A 507-nucleotide genomic window follows, 5' to 3' on the forward strand; every position below is an offset into this window, starting at 1 on the left:
TAGGATGAGAGCGTGAGGTGTGCCATTACGTTTCTTTTGCTGTACCGCCTGAATAATCGGCAAACCAAATGCCGCCGTTTTACCGGTACCCGTTTGCGCAGCCGCAAGAAGATCTTTGCCTTCCAGTACGTGTGGAATCGATTTTTCTTGGACTGGCGTTGGCGTCACAATATTCATATTGTTCAACGTTTCGACTAACTGTTGTTCAATGCCAAGATCAGCAAAATTAACGGACATGATAAACCTCATAATTTTTGGAGCGCAGAGTTTACCAGAGCCGCCATAGCCATACTACCTCTTCGCCAAAGGATTGAGTTATGAACTGATTAGCTGTTGGTGAAATTCAAGTGATTGGCGCAGCACGTCTTGATAAAGCTCTGAGAAATTCGCCTCTAACGCTGCGTATTCACCATCTAACACCTCAAACGTTGTCGTCAAGTCGGCCATTCTCGGGCTTCGCTGAGACATCCGATGCAGTGCAAACTCGATGTTGGAGAGATCTTGATA

At 46.2% G+C, this 507-nt stretch carries 2 protein-coding genes; both read right to left on the minus strand.

The genetic code is table 11. From position 1 onward, the window contains the following. A partial coding sequence (locus R7Z49_RS27860) for a DEAD/DEAH box helicase (RefSeq protein WP_318112895.1) occupies positions 1-237 on the minus strand: 237 nt, incomplete at its 3' end. Between the two features lie 78 nt (positions 238-315). Next, positions 316-507: ACP phosphodiesterase (locus R7Z49_RS27865; RefSeq protein WP_318112896.1), on the minus strand; the 192-nt coding region annotated here is incomplete at its 5' end.

Source organism: Vibrio sp. 1562, from assembly GCF_033340155.1.
GTDB lineage: Bacteria > Pseudomonadota > Gammaproteobacteria > Enterobacterales > Vibrionaceae > Vibrio > Vibrio alginolyticus.